At 67.8% G+C, this 26,547-nt stretch carries 25 protein-coding genes; 13 read left to right on the forward strand and 12 right to left on the reverse strand.

The window, feature by feature from the left end; translation table 11 throughout:
* Positions 1-316: 316 nt before the first annotated feature.
* From AB4851_RS06335 to AB4851_RS06360, 6 genes are all read left to right on the forward strand, one after another.
* The gene (locus AB4851_RS06335) at positions 317-1,417 is read left to right on the forward strand and encodes a porin (RefSeq protein WP_414448902.1); all 1,101 of its coding nucleotides are present in this window, start codon (positions 317-319) and stop codon (positions 1,415-1,417) included.
* Between the two features lie 141 nt (positions 1,418-1,558).
* A complete protein-coding gene (locus AB4851_RS06340; RefSeq protein ID WP_414448903.1) occupies positions 1,559-3,109 on the forward strand; it encodes a methyl-accepting chemotaxis protein in 1,551 nt (516 codons plus the stop codon).
* Between the two features lie 259 nt (positions 3,110-3,368).
* On the forward strand, positions 3,369-4,046 hold the full coding sequence (locus AB4851_RS06345; protein WP_414448904.1) for a heavy metal response regulator transcription factor: 678 nt from the start codon (positions 3,369-3,371) through the stop codon (positions 4,044-4,046).
* Positions 4,047-4,093: 47 nt separating this feature from the next.
* Positions 4,094-5,641 (forward strand): heavy metal sensor histidine kinase, encoded by a 1,548-nt coding sequence (locus AB4851_RS06350; protein ID WP_414449145.1) that lies wholly within the window; start codon positions 4,094-4,096, stop codon positions 5,639-5,641.
* Between the two features lie 293 nt (positions 5,642-5,934).
* Positions 5,935-6,414 carry a hypothetical protein gene (locus AB4851_RS06355; RefSeq protein WP_414448905.1) on the forward strand — a complete coding sequence of 160 codons (480 nt, stop codon included), beginning with the start codon at positions 5,935-5,937 and terminating at the stop codon, positions 6,412-6,414.
* A 108-nt stretch (positions 6,415-6,522) separates the two neighbouring features.
* Positions 6,523-7,122, forward strand: a complete 600-nt coding sequence (locus tag AB4851_RS06360; protein WP_414448906.1) for a rhomboid family intramembrane serine protease — start codon at positions 6,523-6,525, stop codon at positions 7,120-7,122.
* Positions 7,123-7,215: 93 nt separating this feature from the next.
* Here the strand turns inward: AB4851_RS06360 and AB4851_RS06365 are convergent, their stop codons facing one another.
* Positions 7,216-7,365, reverse strand: coding sequence for a hypothetical protein (locus AB4851_RS06365; RefSeq protein WP_414448907.1), 150 nt, complete (start codon positions 7,363-7,365; stop codon positions 7,216-7,218).
* Between AB4851_RS06365 and AB4851_RS06370 the strand changes: the two genes are divergently transcribed.
* Positions 7,364-7,774 carry a DUF2938 family protein gene (locus tag AB4851_RS06370; protein WP_414448908.1) on the forward strand — a complete coding sequence of 137 codons (411 nt, stop codon included), beginning with the start codon at positions 7,364-7,366 and terminating at the stop codon, positions 7,772-7,774. The two genes, AB4851_RS06365 and AB4851_RS06370, sit on opposite strands and share 2 nt — an antisense overlap.
* A 75-nt stretch (positions 7,775-7,849) precedes the next feature.
* Here the strand turns inward: AB4851_RS06370 and AB4851_RS06375 are convergent, their stop codons facing one another.
* On the reverse strand, positions 7,850-8,143 hold the full coding sequence (locus AB4851_RS06375; protein ID WP_414440369.1) for a DUF1330 domain-containing protein: 294 nt from the start codon (positions 8,141-8,143) through the stop codon (positions 7,850-7,852).
* 104 nt (positions 8,144-8,247) lie between these two features.
* The gene (locus AB4851_RS06380) at positions 8,248-9,168 is read right to left on the reverse strand and encodes a LysR family transcriptional regulator (RefSeq protein WP_414448909.1); all 921 of its coding nucleotides are present in this window, start codon (positions 9,166-9,168) and stop codon (positions 8,248-8,250) included.
* 122 nt (positions 9,169-9,290) lie between these two features.
* Between AB4851_RS06380 and dld the strand changes: the two genes are divergently transcribed.
* The 3 genes from dld (at position 9,291) to AB4851_RS06395 (ending at position 16,128) form a co-directional block, all read left to right on the forward strand.
* Positions 9,291-11,057 (forward strand): D-lactate dehydrogenase, encoded by a 1,767-nt coding sequence (gene dld, locus AB4851_RS06385; protein ID WP_414448910.1) that lies wholly within the window; start codon positions 9,291-9,293, stop codon positions 11,055-11,057.
* Positions 11,058-11,511: 454 nt separating this feature from the next.
* Positions 11,512-14,844 carry an efflux RND transporter permease subunit gene (locus AB4851_RS06390; RefSeq protein WP_414448911.1) on the forward strand — a complete coding sequence of 1,111 codons (3,333 nt, stop codon included), beginning with the start codon at positions 11,512-11,514 and terminating at the stop codon, positions 14,842-14,844.
* A 72-nt stretch (positions 14,845-14,916) separates the two neighbouring features.
* Positions 14,917-16,128 (forward strand): cytochrome P450, encoded by a 1,212-nt coding sequence (locus tag AB4851_RS06395; RefSeq protein ID WP_414448912.1) that lies wholly within the window; start codon positions 14,917-14,919, stop codon positions 16,126-16,128.
* A gap of 10 nt (positions 16,129-16,138) precedes the next feature.
* On the opposite strand, the gene AB4851_RS06400 is transcribed toward AB4851_RS06395, so the two are convergent.
* Genes AB4851_RS06400 through AB4851_RS06430 form a run of 7 tightly spaced genes read right to left on the reverse strand, consistent with a single transcriptional unit; the run spans position 16,139 to position 22,191 of the window.
* The gene (locus AB4851_RS06400; RefSeq protein ID WP_414440364.1) at positions 16,139-16,444 is read right to left on the reverse strand and encodes a hypothetical protein; all 306 of its coding nucleotides are present in this window, start codon (positions 16,442-16,444) and stop codon (positions 16,139-16,141) included.
* Positions 16,445-16,473: 29 nt separating this feature from the next.
* Entirely contained in the window at positions 16,474-17,931 is a 1,458-nt protein-coding gene (locus AB4851_RS06405) for an alginate export family protein (protein WP_414448913.1), read from the reverse strand.
* A gap of 37 nt (positions 17,932-17,968) precedes the next feature.
* On the reverse strand, positions 17,969-18,661 hold the full coding sequence (locus AB4851_RS06410; RefSeq protein WP_414448914.1) for a YoaK family protein: 693 nt from the start codon (positions 18,659-18,661) through the stop codon (positions 17,969-17,971).
* The gene (locus AB4851_RS06415) at positions 18,658-19,578 is read right to left on the reverse strand and encodes a VOC family protein (RefSeq protein ID WP_414448915.1); all 921 of its coding nucleotides are present in this window, start codon (positions 19,576-19,578) and stop codon (positions 18,658-18,660) included. Before AB4851_RS06415 ends, AB4851_RS06410 begins: the two co-directional genes overlap by 4 nt.
* Positions 19,579-19,631: 53 nt before the next feature.
* Positions 19,632-20,069, reverse strand: a complete 438-nt coding sequence (locus tag AB4851_RS06420; protein ID WP_414448916.1) for a DoxX family protein — start codon at positions 20,067-20,069, stop codon at positions 19,632-19,634.
* Position 20,070: 1 nt separating this feature from the next.
* A complete protein-coding gene (locus AB4851_RS06425) occupies positions 20,071-21,963 on the reverse strand; it encodes an amidohydrolase (protein ID WP_414448917.1) in 1,893 nt (630 codons plus the stop codon).
* A gap of 60 nt (positions 21,964-22,023) precedes the next feature.
* Positions 22,024-22,191 carry a DUF1427 family protein gene (locus AB4851_RS06430; protein ID WP_414448918.1) on the reverse strand — a complete coding sequence of 56 codons (168 nt, stop codon included), beginning with the start codon at positions 22,189-22,191 and terminating at the stop codon, positions 22,024-22,026.
* A 142-nt stretch (positions 22,192-22,333) separates the two neighbouring features.
* Between AB4851_RS06430 and AB4851_RS06435 the strand changes: the two genes are divergently transcribed.
* Entirely contained in the window at positions 22,334-23,266 is a 933-nt protein-coding gene (locus tag AB4851_RS06435; protein WP_414448919.1) for a LysR substrate-binding domain-containing protein, read from the forward strand.
* A 37-nt stretch (positions 23,267-23,303) separates the two neighbouring features.
* On the opposite strand, the gene AB4851_RS06440 is transcribed toward AB4851_RS06435, so the two are convergent.
* A complete protein-coding gene (locus AB4851_RS06440) occupies positions 23,304-23,990 on the reverse strand; it encodes a hydrolase (protein ID WP_414440358.1) in 687 nt (228 codons plus the stop codon).
* A 278-nt stretch (positions 23,991-24,268) separates the two neighbouring features.
* Here AB4851_RS06440 and AB4851_RS06445 point away from each other — a divergent pair, with 278 nt between their 5' ends.
* Entirely contained in the window at positions 24,269-24,541 is a 273-nt protein-coding gene (locus AB4851_RS06445; protein WP_414448920.1) for a DUF1427 family protein, read from the forward strand.
* Between the two features lie 217 nt (positions 24,542-24,758).
* Complete coding sequence (locus AB4851_RS06450) at positions 24,759-25,598, forward strand: class I SAM-dependent methyltransferase (protein WP_414448921.1); 840 nt, start codon at positions 24,759-24,761, stop codon at positions 25,596-25,598.
* Positions 25,599-25,650: 52 nt separating this feature from the next.
* Here AB4851_RS06450 and AB4851_RS06455 read toward each other — a convergent pair whose 3' ends face one another.
* On the reverse strand, positions 25,651-25,944 hold the full coding sequence (locus AB4851_RS06455; protein WP_414440355.1) for a hypothetical protein: 294 nt from the start codon (positions 25,942-25,944) through the stop codon (positions 25,651-25,653).
* Positions 25,945-26,547: the final 603 nt, after the last annotated feature.

The raw sequence follows: 26,547 nt of genomic DNA on the forward strand, positions 1-26,547 counted from the left end.
TCCGTTGCGCCTTTCCATTCCGATTCGGCCGCCCGGCGCATTCGCGCCCGGCGGCGTTCGTGCGTGCGCGCCCGACGTATTCCGGTATTCGAATTCCTTATGCGCGCGATTTAATTTTCAAGTTCGACCTGCCCGCGACGCTGCAACAGAATCAACCGTGCTCAGGGAAACGTCCCGCACGAACCGGCCAAGACCGGCCGCGCGGGATGCGGAGCAGGGGTGGCCTGCGGTGGGATGGACGACACATCGCCGGCCGGGCGGATGCCGCGCTGCACTTTCGAACAACGCGGCCAGAACGAATCAATCAGGAATTCGAATGAAAAAGATCATCGGCGGAATGGGGATCGCGCTCGCCTGCGGCGTGGCGCACGCACAATCGAGCGTCACGTTGTACGGCTTGATCGACGAAGCCGTGCGGTTTCAGACTTCGGCGGCCGGCAACACCACCGGCGTCAACGAAGGCGCCGTCAACGGCAACCGCTGGGGCCTGAAGGGCGTGGAAGATTTGGGCGGCGGCAACCGCGCGATCTTCCAGCTCGAATCGGGCTTCAACATTGCCAACGGCAAGTCGGACCAGCAAGGCCAGTTGTTCGGCCGCTTCGCCTGGGTGGGCCTGCAGAGCGACCGCTTCGGCACCGTCAAGCTCGGCCGCCAATACGGCGGGATCTACAACTTCTACGCGTTCAACTTCGATCCGATCGGCGGCGGCAACATCAACGCCACCGATTGGTCGCTGTTCCTGGTCGGCATCCGCTTCGACAACACCGTGCAGTACGAGAAATCGTTCGGCCCGGTTGGCTTGCAGGTGCAGCACGCGTTCGGCGGCCAGCCGGGCAGCGGCGCATCGGGCAGCACCACCACCGCTTCGCTGATCTACAACTTCAACGGCGGCAAGGTCGGCATCGCCGGCGCGGAATCGAAGGACGGCGGCGGCCACAAGCTGGTGGTCGGCTCGTTCGGCGGCACCTATGCGTGGGGGCCGCTCGGCATGTTCCTGTACGGCATCGACGCGCGCCGCGACGCCGGCTTCAACGTGGCCGCCGCCAACTCCGGCGGCCCGCTGTCGAACACCAGCATCATCAGCAACGTCACCACGGCCGCCGGCAGCGCGCAAACCAGCGCGCGCAACGATGCGTTCCTGCGCGTCGGCGCGACCTACGCGCTGTCGCCGCAGTGGCGCTTCATTGCTTCGTACGCCTACGATCATGCGAACAACGTGTCGCCGGGCCGCAGCGGCTCGATCCAGACCGTCTACGGCATTGCCGACTACATCCTGAGCAAGCGAACCGACGTGTACCTCGAAGTGGACCACAGCCATCTGTCGGGCGCGTCGGTCAACGATCCGAACGGCCCGCTGACGTTCGCCGGCAAGGCCAACAACTTCGGGGCGAGCCTGAGCCTGCGCACGGTGTTCTGAGCCGGCGCGAAGCTGGTTGAGTGAGCGCTTGGGTGAGCGAGTGCGGCGGCGGCCGGGTCGGCCCGGCGGTTGCCGCTGTTGACGCGCGCGTTGCGGGCCGGAGGGCCAGGCGGCGCGCGCTTTTTTTCGGACGGATTCCTGATGAACGGGATGACGCTGCGCAAGAAATTGTGGCTGCCGCTCGCACTGGCCTGGGTGGGGCTGGTGGTGCTGGCCGTGTGGAGCGCCTGGCAGGCGCGTGACTTGCAATTGGGCGAACGGCGCGCGGACCTGCGCAACATCGTGCTGATGGCCGCCTCGGTGGCGCAGGGGCTGGAGCGCGAGGCGCGCGCGGGCAAGCTCGACATGGACGCCGCGCGCCGCGAGGCGATCGCGCGCATCGCCGACCTGCGCTACGCGGGCAACGGCTACGTGACGATCATCGGCGCGAACTCGGTGATGGTCATGCATCCCACCTCGCCCGCGCTGAACGGCAAGGACATGTCGAACTGGCACGACGCGCACGGCTACGCGCTGTACCAGGGCATCGCGGCGGCCGGTGCGTCGCCCGAGGGCGGCGGCTTCCTCGAATACTGGTGGCCCAAGCCGGGCGAGACCGAGCCCAGCCCGAAGCTCGGTTACGCGCAGCGCTTCGCGCCGTGGGGCTGGGATTTCATCGCGGGCGCCTACCAGGACGATATTCGTCAGGCCTACTACCGGATGCTCGGGCGCTCGCTGGCGGCGCTGGCCGTGCTCGGCGCGATCGTCACGCTGCTGACGCTGGCCGCCTCGCGCAGCATCCTGCGCACGCTCGGCGCGGAGCCGGCCGTGTTGTCCGGCGCGATCGCGCGCTTCGCCGAAGGCGATTTGTCCGCGCTGGACGGTGCGGAGCGCGCGCCGGCCGGCAGCATGCTGGCCTCGCTGGCGCGCATGCGCGCCGGGCTGATCGCGCTGCTCGGCACCGTGCGCGCCTCGGCCGAGGGCATTGCCACCGGCGCGGCGCAGATCGCCTCGGGCAATGCCGATCTGTCGGCGCGCACCGAGCAGCAGGCCGCGTCGCTGCAGGAAACGGCCGCCAGCATGGAGCAGATGACGGCGGCCGTGCGGCGCAACGCCGAATCGGCCGACGAGGCCAGCGCGCTCGCGCTCGACGCCGCCGAGATCGCGCGGCGCGGCAGCGCGTCGGTCGGGCAGGTGGTGGGCACCATCGGCGAGATCAGCGACAGCGCGCGGCGCATCGCCGACATCACCGGCATGATCGAGGGCATCGCGTTTCAGACCAACATCCTCGCGCTGAACGCCGCCGTGGAGGCGGCGCGGGCCGGCGATCACGGGCGCGGCTTCGCGGTGGTGGCGGGCGAGGTGCGTTCGCTCGCGCAACGTGCTTCGTCGGCGGCCAAGGAGATCCACGGGTTGATCGGCGATTCGTCGCGCAAGGTCGAGGACGGCTCGCGGCTGGCCGGCGAGGCGGGGCGGATCATGGGCGACGTGACGCAGGCCGTGGCGCGCGTGCAGGCCATCGTGGGCGAGATCGCCACCGCGTCGGCCGAGCAGCGCCAGGGCATCGAGCAGATCGGCATCGCCATCACGCAGATGGACGACGTCACCCAGCACAACGCGGCGCTGGTCGAGCAGGCGGCGGCTGCATCGAATGCGCTGGACGGGCAGGGGCGGCAGTTGACCGAGGCGGTGGGCGCGTTTCGGGGGGATTGAGCGGGCGGTGGTGGCGAGTCCGGCCCCGAGGGGCTTCGCGGCTTGCGACCGTACGGCTTGCGTCCTTGGCCCCGAGCGTTGGCGCCATCGAGGCGCGCTGCGCCGCATGACAACCCTGTCATGCACCCGCTCCCGTTCCGCGCCGGGCGGCCCGTCCGTCAGGGCTCCGTATTACATTTTTGTCATCCGCCCCGCCGGGTCGCCCGGCACCCTCGAATCCCGGTACCATCGACGCGTATTCATGGGACAGGAGCGCGCGGTGCGAATCCTCGTAGTCGAAGACGAACCGAAAACCGGCGCCTATCTGAAGAAGGGGCTGGAGGAATCGGGCATGAGCGTCGATCTGGCGACCGACGGCGCCGATGGCCTGCTGCTGGCCGAGGAAGAGCAGTACGACGTGATCGTGCTCGACATCATGCTGCCCGTGCTCGACGGCTGGGACGTGCTCAAGCGCCTGCGCGCCAGCAAATCCACGCCGGTGCTGTTCCTGACCGCGCGCGACGACGTGGAAGACCGCGTGCGCGGCCTCGAACTCGGCGCCGACGATTATCTGGTCAAGCCGTTCGCCTTCGTCGAATTGCTGGCGCGGGTGCGCACGCTGGCGCGGCGCGGCCCGCCGCGCGAAACCGAATGGATTGGGATCGGCGACCTCGAAATCGACGTGATGCGCCGCCGCGTGCGGCGCGGCGCGGCCCGCATCGACCTGACGCCGCGCGAATTCTCGCTGCTGCACCTGCTGGCGCGTCGCCAGGGCGAAGTCCTGAGCCGCACGCAGATCGCCTCCTATGTCTGGGACATGAATTTCGACAGCGACACCAACGTGGTGGACGTGGCGATCCGGCGCCTGCGCGTCAAGATGGACGACGATTTCCCCGCCAAGCTGATCCACACCGTGCGCGGCGTGGGCTACGTGCTCGAACTGAAGGAAGCCGGCTGATGCGCGCGCGCTCGCTGACGGTCGCGCTGGCGGTGGCGTTCGGCGTGATGACGCTGGCGGTGTTCGCGCTGGTGGGCACCTATGTCTATCTCGGGCTGGACCGCCAGGTCAGCCAGCAGAGCGATCTCGACGTGGTGCTGGCCGCGCGCCACGCGCGGCGGCTCGCCGAGGAACTGGCCACGCCCGCCGAGGTCGGCACGCACGCCGAGCGCCTGACCAGCGTGGTGTTCGGCAACAGCGCGCTGTCGTTCGCGGCCGCCACGGCGGACGGGCGCATCGTCGCGTCGCGCAACCTGGCCGTGACGCTGCCCGGCCAGCCCGGCGCGCGCGCCCGGCCCGCGCAGGCCGGCGACATGAGCCGCGGCGACGCCAACGAAGCCAGGCCGGCCCGCGCGGCCTCCGCTGCGGCCTCAGCCGCATTCGCCGACCCCGATCCCGATCCCGGCGATGCACCCGATTCCGCACCGCCGGCCGATCGGCTCGCGGCCATCGTGCCGCGCGGCACGCCGCACGTCGATTCGCAGGCGCGCATCGTCGACACGCAAATCGTCGCCTGGACTGCACGCGATGGCATGCCGGTGCACGGCATCGTCACCGATGCGCGGCTGCGCGACGGCAGCGTGATCGCGCTGGTGGTCGCCCGCAACCTGCACGACGGCGCCGCGCTGCTCGATCGCTACCGCGACACGCTGTGGCTGGCGGGCGGCGCCGGCGCGGCGCTCTCGGTGCTGATCGGCTATGCGTTGATTCGTCTGTCGCTGCGGCCGCTGCGCGGCGTGGTGGCCGATGCCGGCCGCATCACGGTGGACCGCCTCGATGCGCGGCTCGACGGGCGCGGCGTGCCGCAGGAACTCGCGCCGCTGGTGGATGCCGTCAACGCCATGCTCACGCGCCTGCAACGCGGCTTTCGTCAACTGTCTCAATTCAGCGCCGATCTCGCGCACGACCTGCGCACGCCGCTCAACAACATGCGCGGCGCGACCGAGGTGGCGTTGAGCCGCCCGCGCGGCACCGGCGAATACGAGACCTTGCTCGAATCGAATCTGGAGGAATACGAGCGGTTATCGCGGATGATCGAGAACGTGCTGTTCCTGGCGCGCGCCGAACATCCGGGCTTCGTCACGCATCGGCGCAGCTTCGAGGTGCGCGAGGAATTGCTGAGGATTGCAGGGTATTTCGAGGGGCTGGTCGAGGAGGCTGGCTCCGCGTTGAGCGTGGAGGGCAACGGCCAGTTGACGGCCGATCTCGAACTGTTCCGGCGCGCGATCGGCAACCTGCTCGCGAACGCGCTGCGCTACACGCCGCGCGGCGGCGCGATCCGGCTGATCGCGCACGACACGCCCGCGGCGCTGACCGTCACCGTGGCGAACCAGGGCGAGCCGATCGCGGCCGAGCTGCTCGACCGGATCTTCGACCGCTTCTATCGCGGCGATCCGGCCCGCAGCCGGCAGATCGCCGGAGCCGACGGCGGCGTGGCCGGCCTCGGCCTCGCGATCGTGCGCTCGGTGATGGAATTGCATGGCGGCGCCGCGCATGCCGAAAGCGATGCGCAGGGCACGCGCTTCGTGCTGACGTTCCCGCGCGTGGCCGATTGATTGTCAGGCGTTGGAAAGCCGGTTGACGGCGAGATCGCGGCGCGGCGGGCACGTGTGATGCTCGGCACGCCGATGGTTGCGTGTGCATCGTTCGTGCCGGCCGCCTGCCGGCGCAATCGGCGTGCGGTCCGTGTGCGCGGCGGCTGTCAATCGGCGGTGAGCATGTGCTGCGCGCGACGTGCGACCTGTGCCACGATCCGTCGCTCATCGGCGCGGCCGGGCTCCCTCTCTTCCGCGCCGCCGTTGATCCGTTTCGCCCGTCGCTCGACGCGGCAACCACCGGAGAAACCACGATGGCCGATTCTTTCGACACCGACCCGGCGCGGTCGCAACCCCACCCCGCGGCGCACGACGCGCTCGGCCACTTGCTCGACAGCCTGCATCAGAACGGCTTCCTGCGCGTCGCGCACAATTTCGTCGATGCCAACAGCCAGATCGCCGACGTGCTCGGCGGCCTCGGCCAGCCCGCCGCGCAGAACGGCATCCAGAATCTCGTCGTACTGCTGAACGCCTTGTCGCGCATTCCGCCCGATCACCTGGAGAAGGCCGCGTTCGCCGCGTCGGATGCGATCCAGCACGTGGCCGCCTGGCAGCCGGCCGCGCATCACGACACCGCGCCCGGCGTGACCGGCGCATACAAGCTGCTGCACGACGAGGCGCTGTGGCAGGCGATCACGCCGCTGTTCGAAGGGCTGAAGGTGTTTCTCGACGGCTTGCGGCGCGAGGTGCCGGCTGGCGGGGCCACGGTAGCGGGAAGTCCCCCGGGCCGTTGATACCCGGCCGCCGCGCCTCGGCGCATGCGCGGAGTTCAGGCCCTGAATGGCGGTCGTTCGAGCTAAGATGACGGCGCTCGATCGTCATGGCCCTTTCCGTTTCCCGACATGCGAAAAATTCACGAACTCGGCGCGCAATTGAAGGCGCGCGTCACGTTGCTGGCCGGCTTCGTCGGCTCGATGTGGGCGGTGTTTTTCGTGTCCGCGCTGTTTCCGTGGCTGCACCTCGACAACCACGGCGTGGTGCCGCGCACGTTCGGCGGCTTGCAGGGAATCCTGTTCGCGCCTTGGCTGCACGCGAACCTCGCGCATATCGTGGCGAACACCTCGGGCCTGCTCGTATTGGGCTGGCTGTGCATGTGGCCGCGCATCGCGAACTTCTGGGACGCCACGATCGGCGCGATGCTGGGCGCGGGCTTGTGCGCGTGGCTGCTCGGTGCGCCGTATTCGGTGCATATCGGCGCAAGCGGGCTGGTGTTCGGCTATGCGGCGTATCTGGTGGCGCGCGGTTTGTACGTGCGCGATGCGGTGTCGGTCGTCGTGGCGCTGGTGGTGGTGGGCGTGTATGGGTTCAGCATGCTGATCGGGGCGTTGCCGTTCACGCAGGGCATCTCGTGGCAGAGCCACGTGGGCGGCGCGATCGGCGGGATTCTGGCGGCGCGGGCGGGTCGCGCCGCTGCGGCGGCGCGCAGGGGGCGGCCGGGGTGAGGCGCTCGATGCCCGGCGCTCAGGCAATTGCGTATTACAAAGCGTTGTTCTCCACTCGCCGCGCGCACGCCGGTCGTGGTTTTTGCCCTATCCTTAGCGTCCTGTCGCGCCGGAGATCGGCGCGGAAAACCCATTAACGGAGTCAGTGATTGTGAGCGCCTCAGGCACAGCAAGCTTCATCGCGTCGAGCATCGTCATCGGTTGCGGCGCGACCGCGATATTCGATCTCTGGAAAGTGTTCATGTCCGAGGTCATGGGCGCGCCGCGAGCGAATTGGGTGTTGGGTGGCCGCTGGTTCGGATACCTGACGAGATTCCAGTTCCACCATCGGAACATCGGCGCCACGCCGCCGTTTCCGGGCGAGCGGCTGCTGGGCTGGTCGGGCCACTATTTCATCGGCATCGTCTATGCCGCCGCCTTGCTCGGCATCTGGGGGATGACGTGGGCCGATGCACCGACGCTGTTGCCGGCGCTGATCGTCGGCGTCGTGACGGTGCTGGCCGGGTGGTTCGTGATGGCGCCGGGCATGGGAGCGGGCGTCGCCAATGCCAATACCCCGACGCCGGCCAAGGCCTGCGCGTTGCAGTTGGCGAGCCATGTGGTGTTCGGGTTGGGGCTTTACGTGACGGCGCTCGGCTGGGCTGCCTTCTGAGCTATCGAGGCAGCGGCGTGACGCTCCGGCTGGGCCGCGCGTGCGGGGCGGCCGGCCCAGCCGGCGCACGCGCGGTTAAGCGAAGTCGCCCTCGACGATCAGCAACTCGCGTTGATAGGCCTTGAGCGCGAACACCTTGGCTTCCTGGTAGGCGCTGTCGGCGTAGCACGCCCTGGCCGCATCGAGAGACGGAAACTCGACGAGCAGCACGCGCTTGGTCTGGCCGGCTTCGGCCAATACCGTGCTCGAATCGAGCACCTTGAGTCTGGCTTGATACTGCTCGGCAATCGGCGCCCACAGCGCGGCGTATTGCTTTTGCGCTTCTTGATCCGTGACATCGCCACCCAGCACCACCCAATATCCTTTCATGCATTCCTCCGAGAAAGTATGAAACCCGTGCCTCGCGAAAGATCGATCCGACTTCAACGAGCGCGCTCCACTGTACGCCGAAACGTCGATTGACAAGGCCCGCGTCAGGCGAGGTCCAACCTCGATGAAGCTTTCTCCGCCTCGCTCCGCCTCCCCCTCACCACCCGCACGAAATTCCGCACCGTAGGCGACGCCTCGCGCGGCCGATGCACGAGCGCGATCCCCGTGCCGAGCGGGCTGCCCTGCAATTCGTGAAAGCTCACCCCGTCCACCTGCACCTGCCGCATCGACGCCGGCACGATCGCCACGCCGAACCCCGCCGACACCAGGTTGCCCGCCGACGAAATCTGCGGTGATTCCATCCCGATCGTCGGCGAAAACCCGGCCGCATGACACGCGCCGATGATCGAATCGTAGAGATTCGGCCCGATCCCGCGCGGAAACAGAATGAACGCCTCGTTCGCCAGATCGGCCAGATCGACGCGCTTGCGGCGGCCGAGCCGGTGACCGCGCGGCAGCACGGCGATCATGGCTTCGTCGGTCAGCGGCTCGACGATCAGTTCTCCGCAATGCAGCGGCATGCGCACCATGGCGGCGTCGATCTGGCCGCCGCCCACCTTCTCCAGCAGCGTCACGCTGTTGCTCTCCTCGCAGCCGATCGCCACGCGCGGGTAGTCGTGGCGAAACTGCTGCATGGTCAGCGCGATGGCGGGATGGAATACGGTCGAGCCGGCGAAGCCGAGCGACAGGCGGCCGGTTTCGCCGCGCCCGGCGTTGCGCGCCTCCACCAGCGCCTGCTGCGCGTCGTCGACGATGCGCCGCGCGCGCTCGGCCAGCGTCCGCCCGGCCTCGGTCAGCTCGACGCGGCGCGGGTGGCGCACGAACAGCCGCGCGCCGATCTCGCGCTCGAGCTTGAGGATCTGCTGACTGAGCGGCGGCTGGGCGATGCCGAGCGAGGCCGCCGCCTCGGTGAAGTGCAGATGCTCGGCGACGGCCAGGAAATAGCGGAGTTGACGGAATTCCATATCGTTTTCGTCTTCAAATCGCAGTATTGAGATATTGGACTAATGATTGCCGCGATTCTATGCTTTCCGGTATCGGCTGCGCGGATCGTCGCGCGGCGAGCCAATCACGCACGGAGAACACGATGACGGCAGGGCACGAGGCAGCGGGCGGATCGAGCGGATCGAGCGGATCGAACCAGGCGGGGCGCACCGACGGCGCGGCGCTGCTGGCGGACTTGCGCGGCATCGTCGGCGCGAACGAGGTGCTGGTGGACGACGAGGCCACGCGGCGCTACCGCACGGGCTTTCGCTTCGGCTCGGGCCGCGCGCTGGCGGTGGTGCGGCCCGGCTCGATCGTCGAGCAGTGGAAGGTGCTGCAGGCCTGCGTGGCGGCCAACGCGATCGTCATCACGCAGGCCTCGAACACCGGCCTGACGGGCGGCTCGACGCCCGACGGCGACGCCTACGACCGCGACATCGTGATCGTCAGCACCACGCGCATGAACACCATCCACGTGATCGACGAGGGCCGGCAGGTGATCTGCCTGCCCGGCGCGACGCTCGACCAGCTCGAACGCGCGCTCAAGCCGCTCGGGCGCGAGCCGCATTCGGTGATCGGGTCGAGTTGCATCGGCGCGTCGGTGTTCGGCGGCGTGTGCAACAACTCGGGCGGCGCGCTGGTGCGGCGCGGCCCCGCCTACACGGAGATGGCGGTGTTCGCCCGAGTGGACGAGGCCGGCCGCCTGCACCTGGTCAACCACCTGGGCGTGACGCTGGGCGACGATCCGGAGGCGATCCTCGACCGGATCGAGCGCCGCGCGTTTTCCGAGGCCGACATCCGCCACGACGCAGGCGCCGCCTCCGATCACCACTACGCCGATGAAGTGCGCGAGATCGACGCCGACACCCCGGCCCGCTACAACGCCGACCCGCGCCGTCTGCACGAGGCGTCCGGCTCGGCCGGCAAGCTGATGGTGTTCGCGGTGCGGCTCGATACGTTCCCGATCGAGCAGGGCACCCAGGTGTTCTACATCGGCACGAATTCCCCCGACGAACTGACGGAGATCCGCCGCATCGCGCTGCGCGAGCTGCCGCAACTGCCGATCTCGGGCGAATACCTGCACCGCGACGCGTTCGACATCGCCGAGCGCTACGGCAAGGACACGTTCCTGGCGATCCATCACCTCGGCACCGCGCGGCTGCCGGCGCTGTTCGCCATGAAAAGCCGTTTCGACGCGATCGCCAATCGCTTCGGGTTCCTGCCCAAACACCTGAGCGACCGCGTGTTGCAGGCGGTGAGCCGGCTGTTCCCAAGCCATCTGCCGCCGCGCATGAAGGCGTTTCGCGAGCGTTTCGAGCATCACCTGATGCTGAAGGTGTCGGCCGACAGCGTGGCGGCGACGCGCGAGCGGCTCGCGGCGTATTTCGCGAAGGCCGGCGGCGATTTCTTCGAATGCACGCCCGACGAGGGCGCCAAGGCGTTCCTGCTGCGCTTCGCGGCGGCCGGCGCGGCGGTGCGCTACCGGGCGATCCACAGCGACGCGGTGGAGGACATCGTGGCGCTCGACGTGGCGCTGCGGCGCAACGATCGCGACTGGGTGGAAACCTTGCCGAAGGCGATCGAGGACACCATCGCGATCAAGCTCTACTACGGCCATTTCCTCTGCCACGTGTTTCATCAGGACTACATCGTTCGCAAGGGCCACGATTGCCTCGCGGTCGAGCACCGGATGTGGACGCTGCTCGACGCGCGCGGCGCCGAATATCCTGCCGAGCACAACGTCGGCCACCTGTATCGCGCGAAGCCGGCGCTGGCCGAGTTCTACCGCGAGCTCGATCCGTGCAACTGCTTCAATCCCGGCATCGGCCAGATGTCGAAGTTCGCGAACTATCGCGAGACGGCCCAGTAAGGCCGCTCGTCAGGGCCGAACTCGCCGCTCCCGCTGCAGCCACCGCACCCACCCGTACGCCGCCCCGCCAGATCATTACAATAGCGGGCGACGACGCCAGCCCCGGGCGCGATTCCCGACTCGCCGGGAATCTTCCATGCACCGCGACGGTCGAATGCCCGATCCGCCGCGATGGCGGCAGGCGCTCGTCGGCGCGCGCGGGCCGTGGGTGACGGCAGGCGCGACGCGATCGACCTGAGAGACGGCGGCGCGCGAGCGTGCCCGCTGCCGGCGCACGCAACGAGAACGAAGCGGCAACCATGCAGACATCCACTTTCCGGGCGTTCGGCCCGTGGCGCAGCGCGACCGCCCGCAGGCTCCGGGCGGGGGCTTCGCCGTTGTCGGCCGGCCGGTGCGCCGGGGTCGCCGTTCTGGCCATCGTCAGGCTTGGCGCTTCGGCCGGCGGCGCGCGCGCATGAATCTGTCGGGCCTGTTCATCCGGCGTCCGGTCGCCACCACGCTGCTCGCGATCGGCATCGCGCTGGCCGGCGTGTTCGCGTTCATGAAGCTGCCGGTGTCGCCGCTGCCGCGCGTCGATTTCCCCACCATCTCGGTGTTCGCCAACCTGCCCGGCGCCAGCCCGGAAACGGTGGCCACCAGCGTGACCAGCCCGCTCGAACGGCATCTCGGCGCGATCGCGGGCGTCACCAAGATGAACTCCACCAGTTCGCTCGGCAATTCGCTGATCAGCCTGCAGTTCGTGCTGGAGCGCGACCTGAACGGCGCGGCGCGCGACGTGCAGGCCGCCATCAACGCGGCGCGCGCCGACCTGCCCACCAGCCTCCGAAGCAACCCCACGTTCCAGAAGGTGAATCTGGCCGATTCGCCGATCATGGTGCTGTCGGTCACGTCCGATACCGCCTCGCCGGCGCGCGTGTACGACGCGGCGTCCACGGTGTTGCAGCAGGCGCTGTCGCAGATCGAGGGGATCGGCGAGGTGGACGTGTTCGGCGCGGCGAACCCGGCGGTGCGCGTCGAGCTGGAGCCGCACGCGCTGTTCCATTACGGCATCGGCCTGGAGGATATCCGCGCGGCGCTGGCCTCGGCCAATGCCAACAGCCCGAAGGGCGCGATCGAGTTCGGCCCGACCCACTACCAGCTCTACACCAACGATCAGGCCTCGAAGGCGGCGCAATACCGCGACCTGGTGGTGGCGTACCGCAATCACGCCGCCGTGCGGCTGGAGGACGTGGGCGCGGTGCTCGATTCGGTGGAGGACGTGCGCAACCTCGGCCGCGCCAACGGCAAGCGCGCGATCCTGGTGATCCTGTATCGCTCGCCGGGCGCGAACATCATCGACGCGGTGAACCGCGTCAAGCTTGCGCTGCCGAGGCTGGCCGCCGCGCTGCCGCCCGACGTCGCGCTCGATTCCGTGCTCGACCGCTCGGTGACGATCCGCTCGTCGCTGGCCGACACCGAGCACACGCTGCTGATGGCCGTGGCGCTGGTGGTGATGGTGGTGTTCCTGTTCCTGCGCAATTGGCGCGCCACGCTGATTCCGAGCGTGGCCGTGCCGATCTCGATCCTGGGCACGTTCGGCGCGATGTACCTGTTCGGCTTCTCGCTCGACAACCTCTCGCTGATGGCGCTGATCGTGGCCACCGGCTTCGTGGTGGACGATGCCGTGGTGGTGCTCGAAAACATCATGCGGCATATCGAGAACGGCAAGCCGCGCATGCAGGCCGCGCTCGACGGCGCGCGCGAGGTGGGCTTCACGGTGCTGTCGATCAGTTTGTCGCTGATCGCGGTGTTCCTGCCGATCCTGCTGATGACGGGGCTGATCGGCCGGCTGTTCCGCGAGTTCGCGATGACGCTGTCGCTGGCGATCGTCGTGTCGCTGTTCGTGTCGCTCACATTGACGCCGATGATGTGCGCGCGCCTGCTGCCCGAGGCCGGCCAGCATCGCCGCGAGGGGCGGCTCGCGCGCTGGCTCGAACGCGGCTTCGCGCGCCTGCAGGGCGGCTACGACCGCACGCTGCAATGGGCGCTGCGGCACCGGCGCATCACGCTGCTGTCGCTGGTGGCGACCGTGGGGCTGAACATGGCGCTGTACGTGATCGTGCCGAAGGGGTTCTTTCCGCAGCAGGATACGGGCGTGCTGATCGGCGGCATTCAGGTCGATCAGTCCACCTCGTTCCAGGCGATGGAAAAGAAGTTCGCCCAAATGATGCACATGATCCAGTCGGACCCGGACGTGCTCAGCATCGCCGGCTTTCGCGGCGGGCGCACCACCAATTCCGGCTTCATGTTCGTGACGCTGAAGGACAAGCGCGACCGCAAGCTCAGTGCCGACCAGATCATCGAACGCTTGCGTCCGCAACTGGAGCGCGTGGCCGGCGCGCAAACCTTCCTGCAGGCCGCGCAGGATCTGGGCGGCAGCGGCGGCAAGCAGACCAACGCGCAATATCAGTTCTCGCTCTACGGCGATTCGACGGCCGACCTCTACGCGTGGGGCAACAAGCTGACCGAGGCGCTGAAGAAGAAGCCGCAACTGAAGGACGTCAATTCGGACCAGCAGCAAGGCGGCCTGGAGGCGAGGGTCACCATCGATCGCGCCACCGCCGCGCGCTTCGGCATCACGCCGGCGCAGATCGACAACACGCTGTACGACGCGTTCGGCCAGCGCCAGGTGTCCACCATCTACAACCCGCTGAACCAGTACCACGTGGTGATGGAGGTCGCGCCGCAATATTGGCAGGACCCCGAAATGCTGAAGCAGGTGTACATCAGCACCTCGGGCGGGCTGGCGAACGGCTCGGCGCTGACCAATGCCACGGCCGGCACCTTCGTCGCGCCTAGCGTGGGCGGCGCGGGCACGGCGTCGGTGGGCGCGACGGCGGCCACCGCGTCGTCGGCGTCGAGCGCGGCGGCCGTTTCCACCGATTCGGCGCGCAATGCCTCGCTCAACGCCATCGCGGCCACCGGCAAGTCGGGCGGCACCTCGTCGGGCGAGGCGGTGTCCACCTCGAAATCCACCATGATCCCGCTGTCGGCGATCGCCAGCTTCGGGCCGGGCACCACGCCGATCGCGATCAATCACGAAGGCCCGTTCGTGGCCGTGACGATCTCGTTCAACCTGCCGCCCGGCGCGGCGCTGTCCGACGCGCGGCGCGTGATCTACCAGACCATGGCCGACATCGGCATGCCGGCCAGCATCAACGGCGCGTTCGCCGGCACCGCCGAGGAGTTCGAGAAGGCGCTGGCGGACCAACTGCTGCTGATCGTTGCCGCGCTGGCCGCGATCTACATCGTGCTGGGCATCCTGTACGAAAGCTATGTTCACCCGATTACGATTCTTTCGACCTTGCCGTCGGCCGGGGTGGGCGCGCTGCTGGCGCTGCTGGTGTCCGGCACCGAGTTCGACATCATCGGGCTGATCGGCATCTTCCTGCTGATCGGCATCGTCAAGAAGAACGCGATCATGATGATCGACTACGCGATCGTGGCGGTGCGGCAGGGCAAGACGCCGTTCGATGCGATTCACGAGGCGTGCCGGCTGCGGTTCCGGCCGATCCTGATGACCACGCTGGCCGCGCTGTTCGGCGTGCTGCCGCTGATTTTCGGGCATGGCGACGGTGCGGAGCTGCGCGCGCCGCTCGGCATCACGCTGGTGGGCGGCCTGATCGTGTCGCAGATGCTGACGCTCTACACCACGCCGGTCGTCTACCTGTACATGGACCGCCTGCGCACGCGGGCCGAGCGTCGCCGGGCGCGCCGCGCCGGCTTGCCGCCGCCGGCCGGTGCGTAGCAGAATGCCTATCACCCAGCCTGCCCCGGCCGCCGGCCCTGACCGGCGCCACTCCCAGCTCAAGGAGGCGCGATGCGCGATCCCGAGAATCGGCATTTTTCGCTGTACGAACTGATGGACCCGGCGCAGCGCGTCGATCCGTATCCGTGGTATCGCCGGCTGCGCGATGTCGGCTCGGTGCACCGCGACGAGCACGTGGGCAGCTTGCTCGTGTCGCGCTACGAGGACATCGTGGCCGTGCTCGACGATTCGCGCTTTTCGGCCTCGCGCCTGAACCTGGCCGATGAAACCGATCCCGCCGCGCTCGATATCGGCAAGACGCTGGCGAACCAGATGCTGTTCCTCGATCCGCCCGACCACACGCGCCTGCGCAAGCTGTTCGCGAAGGCGTTCACGCCGCGCCGGCTCGACGCGTTCCGGCCGCGCATCGAAGCGCTGACGCACGATGGCCTGGCCGCGTGCGCGGGGCGGCCGGCCGATTTCGTGGCCGAGTTCGCCGTGCCGCTGCCCGTGCTGGCGATCGCGCTCGTGCTTGGCGTGCCGGGCGAGGCGCACCAGCAACTGCATGCGTGGTCGGTCGCGTTCGGCAGCATCATCAGCGGGCGGCCGATGATGGCCGACGAGGTGGCGAGCGTGCAGCGCAGCATCGCCGAGTTCCGCCGGTATTTCGCTGAACTGATCGCCGCGCGCCGCGCCGTGCCCGAGGACGACATGCTCAGTGATCTGGTGGCCGCCGAGGAAGCGGGCGACCGGCTCACCGAGGCCGAACTGATCTCGAACCTGATTCTGTTATTGGCGGCGGGGCACGCCACCACCAGCCATTTGATCGGCAACGGCTTGCTGGCGCTGGCGAACGATCGCGAGCAATGGCAGCGTTTCGTCGACGAGCCGGCGCTGGCCGCATCGCTCGTCAACGAACTGCTGCGCTTCGATGCGCCCGTGCAGGTGACCGGGCGCGCCGCGAGCGAGGACATGTTGATCGGGCAGCAGCGGGTGCCGAAAGGCACGTATCTGCATGTGCTGATCGGTTCGGGCAATCGCGACGAGCGCCAGTTCGCCGAGCCGGATCAACTCGACATCGGGCGCAGCGGCTCGCGCGTGCTGTCGTTCGGGCACGGGATTCACACCTGCCTGGGCGCGGTGCTGGCGCGGATCGAGGCGCAGATCGTGTTCACGGCGCTGGCGCAGCGGTATCCGGATTTCGAGGTGGATACGGCGCGCGTGGAGCGCACGAACAGTATCGCGTTTCGCGGGGTGCGGTGTTTGCCGGTGGTGTTGAAGTAGCGGGTTGCCGCTAAACGACTTGCGGCAGCGGCCCTGGGGCCGACACGACGCCACGCTTGCGGCGACGGCGCAGCGTGACGGACAAGGTCGGGATATCGAACCATTGGCGGGCCGCCAGCCGCACGGCCCGGTCGAACGATTCATCCTCCACGGTATATCGGTCGTCGATGGTCACGAGCCAGCCGTCGCGCGTGTGCGTGCAGCAGATGCGCTCGTCTTCCATGAGATCCGCATACCAGCGCCAGATGCGGGCGTCTTCCAGATTGGCATGGGCGGCGGCGCGCAGGCGGGCCAGTTCCATTTCGGTCTGCGGCATGCTCATCCCCTTTCGATCGACATCAGCCGTTACCAGCCGAACTTGGCTTCGACGCCCACATAATCCGCATTGCGCGCCCCCAGCGCGCGAAGCGAATCGCCGATTTCGAAATGCACCGCTTCCAGCGCCAGCGCCACGTTGTCGTTGACCAGCCAGTCGGCGCGAACCTGGGCATACATCCCCGTCCATAAGCTGCCCTTGCCGGCCGTGCCCGGCACCATCGCCATGCCCTGGCCGTACACGGCATCCTGCGTGGTGTCGCGCCACTGGAAGCCCAGCGCCGTCAGCAACGTCACCTTCGGCGTGACCTTGAACGTCAGCGACGGCTTCACGTGGATGACGTTGCTGTAGCCCGTATAGCCCGCCAGCGTGAAGTAATAGCCGTTCGGAAACAGCGGGTTGAACGTGCCGACGTGGCCGTCGCCCGGATGATGATCGCCGGATGCGCCGTCGATCTGCAGCCCGAGGCGCGGCGTACCCGGCAGCGTCGAGAACGTATAGCCGCCCAACGCGCCGAACGCCCAGGCGCCGACCGTGCTCGCACCCACCTGCCCGGTCTGCCCCATTGCTTCGATATCCCAATCGAACGGCGCGACCTTGCCGGCGTAGCGGGCGTCGAACACGTCGCGCCGCTCGTGGCCCTTGGCGTCGAGGAAACTCGCGCCGTCGCGCTCGTAACGCGACCAGTACGCCGACAGATCGCCGGGGCCGAACCCGCTGCGCTCCACGCGCAGGCCGCTGAACTTCAGATGCCGGTTCGACGTGTCGTCGAACGTATCCACGTCGCGATACTGCACCGGGCGCGTCAGATAGCCGATGAAGCGCCACTGGCCGACTTCGTAATCGCCCCACAGTCCGTCGAAGGCCTGGCGCACGTTCGGGCCGTCGCGCGCGGCGATGAAGCGCTGCAAGTCGAACGCCATTTCCTGCCGGCCGACGCGCGCCTTCACGGTGCCGGCCCCCAGTTGCCCGACATAGGCCACGAACGCCTGTTCGACGTCGAGCGGGTTCTTGTCGACGGGCGACACGGTGTTCTTGCCGAACGCGCGCGCGTCTTCCAGTTGCACGAACGCCTGCACATGCTCGCCGAAGCGCGCGTCGGCATGCACCTGCGTGCGCTGGATCAGCCAACTGTCCTGATGCGTGCCGCCGAGGCCGAACAACGGCGTGTTGTTCAGTTCGAAGCGCTCGCGCAGGTTCGCGCCCAACGATACGTACCACGAAGGATCGGCGCCGAGCGGGATGGTTTTGAGCCCGTCGAGCGGGCGGCGCGGCAGGCACGGGTTCGCCAGCGCGCCCCAGTTTTCCTGCCAGCGGTTGAACGACGGAATCGGCCGCTTCGCGCTGCAACTTTCTGCGGGCGGTTCGTCGGCGGTGTCCGTGGCGTCGGCGCGGGCCGCGTTCGCGCCGGTCAGCAGCGCGCCGGCCAGCGCGACGATGCCGGCGGCTTTCTCGATACGACGCGCACGCGGCGGGGGCGGCATCATGGTGGGTTCCTCGATGGAGGGCGGCACGCGGGCCGCCTCAGGCATGGGACGAATCGGGGGACGGCGCATCGCCGGTGGTGAACGCGAGCGTGGCCAGGGCGAGCGCCGGGGCCAGCAGCGCCCAGAAGCCGACGTGCCGCCAGCCGAGCGCGCCGGCCGCCGCGCCGAGCGCGAACGCCACGATGGCCGGCATCATCTTCGCGAAGCGGGCGCGCGCGGCGTGACGCACGGCCTCGGACGCGCCGGCCGACAGCATGTCGACCCCATCGAGAATCGCCTGCGTGACGTTGCCGGTCATCACGGTATTCGGCACGCCGGGTCGCGCGATCAAACGCGGGTGCGCGTTCTGCACGCCCATCGCGAACGCGCCGAGCATGCCGGCCACCACCGCGGCGAGATCGTCGGGCGCGGCCACCGGCGACGCGGCCACGCCCGCCACGCAGAAGCCGAGCATCAGCACGGCCTGCGCCGCATGCAGCAACCGCGCGCCGTGGCGTGCGTGATGGCGCGGCAGCACGCGCACCAGCAGGCTGCTGCCGGCCACCCCGGCCACGAACGCGGGAAACACCGCCAGCTTCAGCAGGATGCCCTGCCCGTAGCCGCCGGCGCCCGCGCCGATCAACACGAAGTTGCCGGTGACGTGCGCGGTGAACAGCCCGTACAGCGCCACGAAACTGAGCGTATCGACGAAACCGGCGATTGCCGCCAGCAGCGTGTCCTCGGATTTCATTTCGCGGCAGTGGCGTGGATCTCGGCGATATAGCCGCCCGGGAACTGCACGATCGCCGCGTCGCGGCCGTCGGACGAGAAGCGCGGCACGAGCGTCTTCACGCCGGCGGCCTCGGCTTTTTGCAGCGTCGCGTCGAGGTCGGCCACTTCGTAGCCGGTCATGTCATGTCCGAACGGGTAGGGCAGGTGGCCATCGGTGACGAGCACGGTCATCTTGCCGAAGCCCGATTCGAGGCGGATGCGGCGATAGGTGTCGCCGGGGCGGCCGATCTCGACGCCGGGCGCGTGGCGCACGTCGGACACCACCTTGCCGTGCGAGAACGCCACGAAATCGCGTACCAGCCTGCCTGCGCTTTGCGCCGATACATACACGCGGTTCTCCGGCACGGTTTGCAGCGGCGCGTAGTTCGGTGCTTCGGTGTGCCAATAGAGTTGCATGTTCACGCCGCCGGGCCAGGCGATCACCGCATCGCGGCCGATCGGGTCGGGGAACGTGTCGACGATCACGTCGGCGCCGTGCGCGCGCGCCGATTTCACGGCGGCGTCCATGTCGGTCACGAGGTAGCCGGTGCGCTCCGCGCCGAACGGATGCGGCACGGGCGTCTTGAAGCCGAACACCGAGATCGAACCGGCCGGCGTGAACACGAGCTGCGACATCGTCTGGCTCGGCGTGGGCGTGACCTGGAACACGCCCTGTTTCGACTTGCTGCCGCCGAAGGTGGCCACGAAGCTGTCGGTGAAGCGATCGAAATCCTCGGGCGCGACGTAGACGTGGGTGGTGTCGTATTGCGGGCCGACGGCGAGCGTGGCGGCGGCCGGCGTGGCGCCCAACGACGCCTTGGCGTAGGCGGCCGGTGCGGTGGCCGTGGCGGCGGCGGCGATCGCCAGGGCCAGCAAGGTGGAGCGAATCGTGATCATGTTCGGTAATCCTGTTGGTTTGAAGTCCGTATCGAGACGAGCGGGGCGAAGCGTCACGCGCCAGGCCCGCCGTCGAGATCGTCGAGCCGGGTGGCGAGCGCCAGCGCCGCGATCAGCCCGAGATGTTCGAAGAAACTGTTGAAGGCCATGAAGCGGGCGGCGCCCGTCAGGTTCCAGAAGTCGTTGGCCACGGCCATTGCCACCAGCGTGAGCATCGCCAGGCCGCCCGCGCCGAGCCAGGTGAAGCGGCGCACGACGATGCACAGCGAGCCGCCGATCTCCACCGCGATCGCGAGCGCGGCCCACAGCGCGGCCGGTTCCAGGCCGAAGTGCGCCTGCTCGGCCACGGCGTCGTGGAAATGCAGCAGCTTGTCGATGCCGCCGACCAGATAGGCGGATACCAGCGCCAGGCGCAGCAGCGGCGCGGCCCACGGCCACGCCAGCAGCGCGCGCACCCGGCGCGGGTTGCCGGCGAGATGCGGCGTGCGCATCTCAGATCGCCCAGCAGGCGCAGCCGAACGCGCCCCAGAACGACTTGGCGTCCGAGGTCGGCAAGTCGCGGCTCCATGCGTTCGCGTGGGCGTGGCCGTGCAGCGTGCAGGCGGTGGCGCAGCCGCATTGCGCGGCGGCGGCTGCCGCGCGCTGCAGCGGCGCGCCCGTGCGTTGCGTGGCGCCCCAGCCGCCGTAGCCGCCGTATTCGCGCACCGGCGACCAGTCGGGCATGGCCGGCGGGATCGGCAGGTCGTGTTGCGAGAACGGCCCCGCGCCCCATACGATGCGCCCGCCCACCACGGTCAGCAGCGCGCTGGTGCCGGCGATGTCGTCCTCGGCGCAGGCGAAGAAATCGCGGTCGGGCACCATCAGGTCGGCGAGCTGGCCCACCACGATGCGGCCTTTCTTGCCTTCCTCGTTCGAGAACCAGGTCACGTATTCGGTCCACATGCGCAGCGCCGTTTCGCGATCGAGCAGGCTGCGTTGCGGATAGAGGCGCAGGCCGCCGATCGTCTTGCCGGTCACGAGCCACGACAGCGATACCCACGGGTTGTAGGAGGCCACGCGCGTGGCGTCGGTGCCGGCCGACACCTTCAGGCCTTTCTCCAGCATCTGCTTGACGGGGGGCGTGGCTTCGGCTGCCTGCGCGCCGTAGCGCTCGACGAAGTATTCGCCCTGGTAGGCCATGCGGTGCTGCACGGCCACGCCGCCGCCGAGCGCGGCGATGCGATCCATCGAGCGCTCGGAAATCGTTTCGGCGTGGTCGAAGAACCAGTTGATGCCGTCGAGCGGAATTTCCTCGTTCACCTTCTCGAACACGTCGAGCGCGCGGCTGATGGTTTCGTCGTAGGTGGCGTGCAGGCGCCACGGCCAGCGGTTCTGCGCGAGCACGCGCACCACGCCTTCGAGTTCGCCTTCCATTTCGGGCGGCAATTCGGGGCGCGCGACGCGGAAATCCTCGAAGTCGGCCGCCGAGAACACCAGCATTTCGCCCGCGCCGTTGTGGCGGAAATAATCGCTGCCGTCGTGATAGGTGACGGACTGCGTCCAGTTCACGAAGTCCTCCTTCTCGGCCTTCGGCTTTTGCGTGAACAGGTTGTAGGCGATGCGCACCGTCATCTCGTTCGCATCGTGCAGCTTGCGCATCACTTCGTAATCATCAGGGTAATTCTGCGAGCCGCCGCCCGCGTCGATGGCGCCCGTCACGCCGAGCCGGTTCAGCTCGCGCATGAAGTGGCGCGTCGAGTTGTACTGATACTCGATCGGCAGTTTCGGGCCTTTGGCGAGCGTCGCGTAGAGGATGGTGGCGTTCGGGTTGGCGAGCAGCAGGCCGGTGGGGGTGCCGGACGCATCGCGCAGGATCGTGCCGCCGGGCGGCTCGGGCGTTTCCTTCGTGTAGCCCACCACGCGCAGCGCGGCGGCGTTGAGCAGCGCGCGGTCGTACAGGTGGAGGATGAACACGGGCGTGTCGGGCGCGGCGGCGTTCAGCTCGTCGAGGGTCGGCAGGCGCTTCTCGGCGAACTGGTGCTCGGTGAAGCCGCCCACCACGCGCACCCATTGCGGCGCCGGCGTGACGGCCACCTGACGGCGCAGCATCTCCATGGCCAGCGCGAGCGACGGCACGCCGTCCCAGCGCAGCTCCATGTTGTAGTTCAGGCCGCCGCGAATCAGGTGCAGGTGATTGTCGATCAGGCCGGGCAGCACGGGGCGGCCTTGCAGATCCACCACGCGCGTGGCGCTGCCGGCCAGCGGCACGATCTCGGCATCGTCGCCCACGGCGATGAAGCGGCCATCGGCGATGGCGACGGCGCGCGCGATCGGGTTCGCGCGGTCCAGCGTGGTGATCCGGCCGTTATGCAGGATCAGGTCGGGTTGCTTCGTGATGGTGTTCACGGGCGTTTCCTTGTCGAAGAAGCGACGGAGCGGGGAGGGCGAAGCGAGGAGAGCGAGGGCTCATGCACCGAGCCAGAGCCGCACGGCGGGCAGCGCCTGCGTGCCGAGCACCATGCCGAGCAGGCCGACCAGCGCGATCAGCGGCGGCGCCGGCGAGCGCACGCGAATCGCGCTGTAGATCACGCCGATCAATGCGCCCGCACCGAGCGAGACGAGATAGGTTTCCATGCGCTCGACCTCCCGATCGAATTAGAATCCGGGCGTTGCTCCCGGGTCCGCATCGCGGCTTACCGCTGCCGCGATTGAAAATTGATTACTATTCCTTAGCGTCAGATCCGGCGCCTGAATCTCCACCTTCTCCGACTTCACCATGCCAGCCTTACCCGATCTCGAAGCCTGGGCGATCTTCGCCCGCGTCGTCGAAACCGGCTCGTTCGCCAAGACGGCGAACCTGCTGGGCATTTCGCAGCCCACCGTGTCGAAGGCCATCGCGCGCCTCGAACAGCGGCTCGGCACGATGCTGCTGTACCGCACCTCGCGCAAGCTTTCGCTGACGCCCACCGGCGAACTGCTCAGCGACCGCGCGCTGCAACTGCTGGCCGACGCGGAGAGCATCGAGAACGAAGCGTCCTCGCATGCGCTCGAACCGCACGGCGTGGTGCGCCTGAACGCACCGATGTCGTTCGGGCTGCGCCATCTCGCGCCGGTGCTGCCGGTGTTTCTGGAGCGCTACCCGAAGGTCGACGTCGATCTCGTGCTGACCGACCACCTCGTCGATATCGTGTCGAGCGGCTGCGACGTCGCGATCCGCATCGCCGACCTGAGCGATTCGTCGCTGCGCGCGCGCCGCCTGTGCGCGGTGCGCCGGCCGCTCGTCGCATCGCCGGCCTACCTCGAACGCCACGGCCGCCCCGAGCATCCGCGCGAGCTCGAACATCACCTGAGCATGATCTACACGAACCTGCCTTCGCCCGACTTCTGGCGCTTTCGTCACGCCGAATCGGGCGAGGAGTGCGCGGTGCCGGTGCATGGCCGCATGCGCACCAACAACGCCGACGTGATCCTGCCGGCGCTGCTCGACGGGCAAGGCATCGCGTTGCAGCCCGAGTTTCTGGTGTGGGACGCGCTCAAGAGCGGCGCGCTCGAACGCATCATGTGCGACTGGCGCATCGCCGACATCAACGTCAACCTGGTCACGCCGCCCGGCATGCTGCGCGCCGCGCGCGTGAAGGTGCTGCTCGATTTCCTGATGGAACACCTGGCGCACGCGCCGTGGGCGGTGGCGGAAGCCTCACCCGTTTAACGAAGGCCGCGCCGATTGCCCGGCGCGGCCTGCGTGTTTACTTCGCCGGCACCGGCGCGAGGATCTCGTGTTGCACGGCCGTGCGTTGCCGGGCCTTGTGGACCATCGTGTAGGCGTAATCGACGCCGAGGCCGTAAGCGCCCGAGTGTTCCTTGGCGATCGCCATCACGGCATCGTAGGTTTCGCGATGGGCCCAATCGCGTTGCCATTCGAGCATCACCTGCTGCCAGGTCACCGGCACCACGCCGGCCTGGATCATTCGCTGCATCGCGTAGTCGTGCGCATCCTGCGAGGTGCCGCCCGACGCGTCGGCCACCATGTAGATCTCGTAACCGCCTTCGAGCATCGCGCACAGCGCGAACGTGGTGTTGCAGACTTCCGTCCACAGGCCCGACACGATCACCTTCTTGCGGCCGTTCGCGGCCAGCGCGTCGCGCACTTTCTGGTCGTCCCACGAATTCATCGAGGTGCGTTCGAGCACCGGGTGATCGGGGAATACGTCGAGCAGTTCGGGGTACGTATAACCGGAGAAGCTTTGCGATTCGACCGTGGTGATGGTGGTGGGAACGTCGAACACCTTGGCGGCCTTCGCGAGCGCCACCACGTTGTTCTTCAGCGCCTGACGGTCGATCGATTGCACGCCGAACGCCATTTGCGGCTGCTGATCGATGATGATCAGCTGGCTGTTGTGCGGAGTGAGAACTTCGAGCTTCGAATCGCTCATGACGTGTCGTCCTTGGATGGGTAGATCAGGGCGGCGCACCATGTGGCGCGACCGAAAAGGTTTCATCGGGTTGCGTCGGACCGCCGTGCGATCCAACGCTATTTATTTGACACGCAATTGCGTTGCCGAGAAATCCAAGAAATGGAATCGCACCCATTCCAAAAACAGCGTCTTAAATACCGGGTGCGCGCTTTTGTTCTTCTTGCAAACCCGTTAGGCTGGCGGGCAATTCGCCGGATGCATTCGCTCGCCGGCTCACTCTCGACGGGAGCCGAACCATGAAGGCTTATGTGTTGTCCTTGCTGGCCGGTGTGTTGGCCGGCGTCGTGTATGGCGCGATCGGCGTGCAGTCGCCCGCGCCGCCGATCATCGCGTTGCTGGGCCTGCTCGGCATGCTGGCCGGGGAGCAGATCCTGCCGCTGGTGAAGCGCCTGGTGTCCGGGCATCGCCTGTCTGCCGCGTGGCGCGAGGCGAAGTGCAGCCAGCATATGTTCGGCGCGCTGCCGGGCGGCGCACGCGTGGAGCCGGCCTCGAAGCAACGCAATGCCTGAGATGGTTGCGCGTGCAAGCGTATCGGCAAGATGAGCATGACGATTCGATGTTGAACCGGCCGGATGCGATCCGCCTCGGCGTTCACGCGCGGTGGCGAGATTGGCGTGATCGGCTGCAAAGTTGGCGGGGGTGACCGTATGCCCGGCGCGCGGGCGCGGCTAGACTAGGCCATCGGGCGGGCTGCGTCAGGCGGCCTGCCGCGCACTGGAGCCGCTCATGACCGAAACGTCCCGCATCACGCAGCATTACGAACAGGCTGCGCCCAGCCTCGTCGAACGCCTTCGCGCCGCGCTTGCGGCGGCCGGCTTCGACGCTACTCATCCACCGCAGCCTGGCGATCTCGCGCCGCTCGACCAATTCCATTCGCGCGGGCTCGACGCCACGCGCGAGCTGGCCGACCTGCTCGACATCGCCAGCAGCCAGCGCGTGCTCGACATCGGCTCGGGGCTGGGCGGGCCGTCCCGCTATCTGGCCTCGACGTTCGGCTGCCAGGTCGAAGGTATCGATCTGTCGCCGTCCTATGTCGATGCGGCGCAATATCTCGCGGCGCAAACGGGGCTGGGCGATCGCACGCATTACCGGCAAGGCAATGCGCTGGCGCTGCCGTTCGAGGACGGCGCGTTCGATATCGCCTGGACCCAGCACGTCGCCATGAACATCGCCGATCGCGACACGCTTTATCGCGAGGCGCATCGCGTATTGCGCGCGGGCGGCCGGTTGGCGATCTTCGACGTGGTGGCCACGTCCGACGCGCCGCTGCATTACCCGGTGCCGTGGGCTACCGATGCCGGGTCGAGCTTCCTCGTCACGCCCGAGCGCATGCGCAGCGTGCTCGAAGCGCAGGGCTTCGCCGTGCAATCGTGGGTGGATTCGAGCGCGGTGGCGCTGACGTGGTTCGAGGAGCGCGCGAAGCGCCAGGCGCAGATGACCAGCCCGCCGCCGCTGGGCCTGCATCTCGTGATGGGGCCGGGCTTTCGCGACATGACGGGCAACCTTGCGCGCAACCTGCGCGAAGGCCGTGCCGGCTTGATTCAAGCGGTGCTGCGCAAGGCCTGAAACGCCGAGCGGCCCGGCATGCTTGCCGGGCCGCGCGATTGACCAGGAGAACTTACTGACCCTGGATCAGCATGCCGAGCGGCGCGAGCGGGCCGAGCGGAATGAAGTCGTACTGCGCGTAGCCGTCTGCGACGAGCGGCAGCGAATCAATGGTGGCGCGCGCGGCGTCCACCGATTCTGCGTCCAGCAGGAACACCACGCCCGGCTTGTCCTGGCGAGCCCAGAACTGTTCGATCTTGCTGTCCAGATAGAGCTTCAGCGTGGCGGGCACTTCGCGCGGCATGATCTCGGCGCGTTGCTCGGGCGTGACCGGCTTGATGATGGTGGCGATGGCGAGGACTTTCATTGAGGACTCCGGTTCGTTGGTTGAGCGGTGATCGCGACTTGCGATGGAGTCCAGTGTAGGGAGCGGCGATGCCGAAGGGTACGGTCATAAACGACAATTTTAGAGACGTTTACGCCTAATGCGCGGCGGCCTGCCTTTTTGGGGCCGGCGGGCCTTCGAGATTATTTCGCTTGAAGCGGCCGCATGAAATTCATACGGCGGAAAGGGCGGGGAATATCGCAGCGCCAAGCGGCATGCCACGCTGAAGATGAAATGAAATTCGAAGCGAGAGGGAACGACTATGGCCTTCGCCATTCCCTCCCTGGGCCCCACGACCTCACCAGCTTGCCCCCTAAGCGATCAGAAAGACCAAGCCCGACGCGTTGCTTGGGCGCAATCCTACCAACTCCTTGCAAGGCTGTCGCGGTGATTTGACCGTGTTTGTCTTATTCGAGGCCGGTGAAATTCAAGTAATCGATTTCATGTTGCGGATATGAAATTCGGTACGCACGTTTCATTATCAAATCGCGCGGCCGTTTAATATCGGCTTATATCTCCGATAACCCGATTCGGAATATTTTCCTTTGAATTGGCCTCGATTATGTCGGCGGGAGGAATTTTTTT

Source organism: Burkholderia sp. 22PA0099, from assembly GCF_047497165.1.
Classification (GTDB): Bacteria; Pseudomonadota; Gammaproteobacteria; order Burkholderiales; family Burkholderiaceae; genus Burkholderia.

Coding starts and splice junctions, on each gene's coding strand:
- AB4851_RS06360 (WP_414448906.1), top strand. CDS start 6,523: ATGCGAAAAATTCACGAACTCGGCGCGCAATTGAAGGCGCGCGTCACG.
- AB4851_RS06415 (WP_414448915.1), bottom strand. CDS start 19,578: ATGATCACGATTCGCTCCACCTTGCTGGCCCTGGCGATCGCCGCCGCC.
- AB4851_RS06420 (WP_414448916.1), bottom strand. CDS start 20,069: ATGCGCACGCCGCATCTCGCCGGCAACCCGCGCCGGGTGCGCGCGCTG.
- AB4851_RS06380 (WP_414448909.1), bottom strand. CDS start 9,168: ATGGAATTCCGTCAACTCCGCTATTTCCTGGCCGTCGCCGAGCATCTG.
- AB4851_RS06350 (WP_414449145.1), top strand. CDS start 4,094: ATGACGCTGGCGGTGTTCGCGCTGGTGGGCACCTATGTCTATCTCGGG.
- AB4851_RS06440 (WP_414440358.1), bottom strand. CDS start 23,990: ATGAGCGATTCGAAGCTCGAAGTTCTCACTCCGCACAACAGCCAGCTG.
- AB4851_RS06370 (WP_414448908.1), top strand. CDS start 7,364: ATGTCCGAGGTCATGGGCGCGCCGCGAGCGAATTGGGTGTTGGGTGGC.
- AB4851_RS06375 (WP_414440369.1), bottom strand. CDS start 8,143: ATGAAAGGATATTGGGTGGTGCTGGGTGGCGATGTCACGGATCAAGAA.
- AB4851_RS06390 (WP_414448911.1), top strand. CDS start 11,512: ATGAATCTGTCGGGCCTGTTCATCCGGCGTCCGGTCGCCACCACGCTG.
- AB4851_RS06450 (WP_414448921.1), top strand. CDS start 24,759: ATGACCGAAACGTCCCGCATCACGCAGCATTACGAACAGGCTGCGCCC.
- AB4851_RS06410 (WP_414448914.1), bottom strand. CDS start 18,661: ATGAAATCCGAGGACACGCTGCTGGCGGCAATCGCCGGTTTCGTCGAT.
- AB4851_RS06395 (WP_414448912.1), top strand. CDS start 14,917: ATGCGCGATCCCGAGAATCGGCATTTTTCGCTGTACGAACTGATGGAC.
- AB4851_RS06400 (WP_414440364.1), bottom strand. CDS start 16,444: ATGCCGCAGACCGAAATGGAACTGGCCCGCCTGCGCGCCGCCGCCCAT.
- AB4851_RS06430 (WP_414448918.1), bottom strand. CDS start 22,191: ATGGAAACCTATCTCGTCTCGCTCGGTGCGGGCGCATTGATCGGCGTG.
- AB4851_RS06435 (WP_414448919.1), top strand. CDS start 22,334: ATGCCAGCCTTACCCGATCTCGAAGCCTGGGCGATCTTCGCCCGCGTC.
- AB4851_RS06405 (WP_414448913.1), bottom strand. CDS start 17,931: ATGATGCCGCCCCCGCCGCGTGCGCGTCGTATCGAGAAAGCCGCCGGC.
- AB4851_RS06335 (WP_414448902.1), top strand. CDS start 317: ATGAAAAAGATCATCGGCGGAATGGGGATCGCGCTCGCCTGCGGCGTG.
- AB4851_RS06355 (WP_414448905.1), top strand. CDS start 5,935: ATGGCCGATTCTTTCGACACCGACCCGGCGCGGTCGCAACCCCACCCC.
- AB4851_RS06340 (WP_414448903.1), top strand. CDS start 1,559: ATGAACGGGATGACGCTGCGCAAGAAATTGTGGCTGCCGCTCGCACTG.
- AB4851_RS06455 (WP_414440355.1), bottom strand. CDS start 25,944: ATGAAAGTCCTCGCCATCGCCACCATCATCAAGCCGGTCACGCCCGAG.
- AB4851_RS06445 (WP_414448920.1), top strand. CDS start 24,269: ATGAAGGCTTATGTGTTGTCCTTGCTGGCCGGTGTGTTGGCCGGCGTC.
- AB4851_RS06365 (WP_414448907.1), bottom strand. CDS start 7,365: ATGAACACTTTCCAGAGATCGAATATCGCGGTCGCGCCGCAACCGATG.
- dld (WP_414448910.1), top strand. CDS start 9,291: ATGACGGCAGGGCACGAGGCAGCGGGCGGATCGAGCGGATCGAGCGGA.